This window comes from Cellvibrio sp. (assembly GCF_053579595.1).
On sequence record NZ_JBRFPI010000459.1, the window covers coordinates 1 to 3259 of the forward strand.

At 51.4% G+C, this 3259-nt stretch carries 4 protein-coding genes; 1 reads left to right on the plus strand and 3 read right to left on the minus strand.

Annotation, left to right across the window (positions count from 1 at the left end; all coding sequences use genetic code 11):
- From ACWA6V_RS19650 to ACWA6V_RS19660, 3 genes are all read right to left on the minus strand, one after another.
- The coding region (locus ACWA6V_RS19650) for a TonB-dependent receptor plug domain-containing protein (protein WP_449524078.1) at nt 1-1206 on the minus strand (1206 nt) is incomplete at its 3' end.
- 157 nt (nt 1207-1363) lie between these two features.
- Entirely contained in the window at nt 1364-1708 is a 345-nt protein-coding gene (locus tag ACWA6V_RS19655; RefSeq protein ID WP_331352880.1) for a hypothetical protein, read from the minus strand.
- A gap of 3 nt (nt 1709-1711) precedes the next feature.
- Nucleotides 1712-2227, minus strand: coding sequence for a hypothetical protein (locus ACWA6V_RS19660; RefSeq protein ID WP_449524079.1), 516 nt, complete (start codon nt 2225-2227; stop codon nt 1712-1714).
- Nucleotides 2228-2573: 346 nt separating this feature from the next.
- On the opposite strand from ACWA6V_RS19660, the gene ACWA6V_RS19665 reads away from it, so the two are divergent.
- On the plus strand, nt 2574-3259 hold a 686-nt coding region (locus tag ACWA6V_RS19665), incomplete at its 3' end, for an MFS transporter (protein WP_449524080.1).

Consider the following 3259-nt stretch of genomic DNA (forward strand, 5'->3'; position numbering starts at 1 on the left):
TTTGAGCGTGAGCGCACGCATAAGCGCGCTCTGGCGCGCCTGATTGAAATCGTTAGTTTCGATCCACAAACCCGCATTCAAACTGTGGGCACCCAGATCAAAGGTGAGCCCCGATACCACGCCAGTGCGGTCGATATCGTACTCGGTGGTGCGGATCGACAAAGGCGCACCATTGGGTGTTGGAACGTAAGGTGTACCCCACAGGCCCTGGCCTTCGTTGGTGTGTTGGTAAATGGTGGTTTTCCAGCCGGTGACGCTGCCGAGTGGCAGGTCGAGGGCGATGTAACCCAGATTGTCTTCACGCAGACCGGCGGCATCCCAGTAGGCATCATCCAAACTGTTCACCTTGCCGGTGAACTTACCTTGGGCAGCGGCTATAGCGCGGGCATAGTCAGCGCCATAGTTGTCCCAATCGCGCCCGAGGCGGTCGATCATCTCCAGCGACATATCCTGATAATCGTTCTCGACACGATCCGAATAGCTGTAGAAGCCGGTCAGCTTCGCTTCGCCGATTGGCTGCACAATTTTGAAATTGAGCGCTTCTTGCTGCTGCTCGCCATCGCCTTTCCATTTGTCGGTGGTTTGATCAACGTAGCTCAGGAACAGACGAGTGCCTGCACCGCCAAACTCACCTGAATCAACACGCACAAAGGCGCGCTGGGCAGAATCGCTGCCCACACTGCCATCAACATGGGCAGCAAATTCGGTGGCTGGATCGAGCGAGGTAAATTCCAACGTGCCGCCAAGATTGCTGGTTGACGCGGCGGCCAAAGAACCAGCACCTTGCGAGAGCGCCACTGCGCCGATGTTTTCAGAAATGATCGCGCGGCTAATGTGCAGGCCGTTGTGGTTGGCGTAAGACATATCGCCCAGCGGCACATCGTCGAGCGTAAAGCCCAATTGGTTTTGGCCAAAACCGCGCACGACTATGCGGGTGGACCACTCGTAAGCACCATAAGGATCAGCGGATTGGAAGTTCACACCGGGCAACTTTTCAACGGCTTTGAGCGGGCTGGTTCCTGCGGGATATTCGGCTAATTCAGCCGCACCCAACACATGTACCTGGCGGGTTTCACCGCGCCCGAACACCATGGTTTCTTCAACTTGAGCGGCGGCGCCAGCCGCTGATGTATTTATCGCAGTGGTCTGCGCGTTGACCGCGCCCGATGCCGCTGCGATTAACAGAGCCAGTAGAGTCTTGTTCATAAGCCTTCCCCAATCAGTGTGTGTGATTTATTGGAAGGCAACTCTAGATGCCAAATATGACTGGCAGACTGCGGTTTTCTTAAACTTTTGTGTGAAAAAAATGACGTTTTTATTAATGACAGCAACAAAAATCGCGGGATTTTTTAATTGCTGGCCATCATGCAATTGCAGGTATATCTATGCCGGTAGCCGTGCCTATGGCTCCCCAGAGCACACCCACCATCGCATTCCAGACTTTTTCAATCGTCACCTTGGCTAAACCTTGCAGTGTGTTAGCAAAACTTTGCGCCATGGTTTTTAAACTGTCTAAAAAAAACTCCTGGGTCTCCGTGGTTATCTGCCCACTCGCAATACCCGCCGCGACCAACGCGGCCTGTTGCGCTATGGCTTTTATTTGGCGATCAGAAAAACCTTTCAAGACAGAGATGTCTTTTTTGGCCACATCCGAAGCCGCTGATTTCATTTGCTCCATCAAACTTGAAATATCAATTGGTGTAGCCATGATTTAAAGCCCCTCGCGTTCTAAAAAATTTTCATAGGTCAGAGCCTGGTCCAGATAAATCACCACTTGCCCTTTAAACGCTGCCACCTCAAATGCAGTGACGCCCTGTTTTTTATCCACATCGCGCATTTTAGTGAGCGTAATGGAAATTTGTTCCAACACCGCTGCGCTCGGTACTTCACCGGTATCCGTGATTGTGATGCCGCGCTTGGCGAGATATTCATTCACTTTATCGCCGACGCTGCTTTTCGGTGTCGGGCGCGATTTGGCCTGCAACGCGAGCGCATCGAGGTTGCCGATAATGCTGCTGTAGGTGGCATCGCGCTGCGCAAAACTACTGGCCGCAGTACCCGATGAAGTGGACGCAAAGTGAGTCATGATTTGTTGGCTGGCGGCAACCAGACCATCGGCGATAGCTTTATCGTAGTTGGGAGCAAGGCGGGCAACGCAAGCGCTCAGACCAACACACAAAATAAGTAGCAGCGGAAGGTACACAAACGAACGGGGGGCAGATCTCATTGCAAACTCCTTGGCTATTGATGAACTCCTTATAACCAAGCCACTGGTAAAGTGCAACCAGTCGTGGTGCAGCCTATCAGCAAAATGCCAACGGCTTTTGCGATGCAAAAACGCACCATTAGTTTACAAAACCCATCAAAAAGGCATTTATTTGGAACACAGCCAAAGCAAAATCAAGCACCAATATCGAACATAAATACCAATACCCACACTAAATTCGCACTAATTAAGCATTGGCATAGGCGTTGCAAAAGGGCAATTACCGCGCAGCGCAAATTCTCCCTGCACCAAAATGAAAAACGCCGCGCAAAACCCACCTCGTTGTTAATTGGCCGGACGATTTTTCATGAGCACTCATCGTTTAAACCTGTTGGACTTTTCCAATAAATCTGTTGCGACCCTGCACTTCACCTGGTTCGCTTTTTTTCTCACCTTTGTGATGTGGTTTAGTTTGCCCTCGCTCAAACCGCTGATCACCGCCTCTATTGTGATGACGCCACAACAGTGGGCCGCACTCTTAACTCTCAACGTTGCACTGACCATTCCTGCCCGCATTGTGGTCGGCAGCCTGGTGGATAAATTTGGCCCGCGCGCGATTTATTCCGGTTTATTGATTTTTTCCGGCGCCATACTGATTGCATTTGCCTGCGCACAAACGTTTGAGCAGCTTGCGCTCTTCCGCTTTTTACTCGGTTTTGTCGGCGCCGGTTTTGTAATCGGGATTCGTTTGGTCAGCGAATGGTTCCCTGCGCGTCAAGTCGGTTTGGCAGAGGGGATTTACGGCGGCTGGGGTAACTTCGGTGCAGCGGCGGCAGGCTTCACACTGCCCTTTTTAGCGATCCATGTATTCGGTGGCGACGACGGTTGGCGCTATGCGATGGGCACTGCAGCCATTATCGCGATGATTTACGGTGTGGCTTTTTATCTCACCGTGCGCAACACACCAAAGGGTTCTACCTACTTCAAACCGAAAAAATCCGGCGGTTTGGAAGTTAGCAATAGAAAAGATTTTATTTTCTACGTGATGATGAA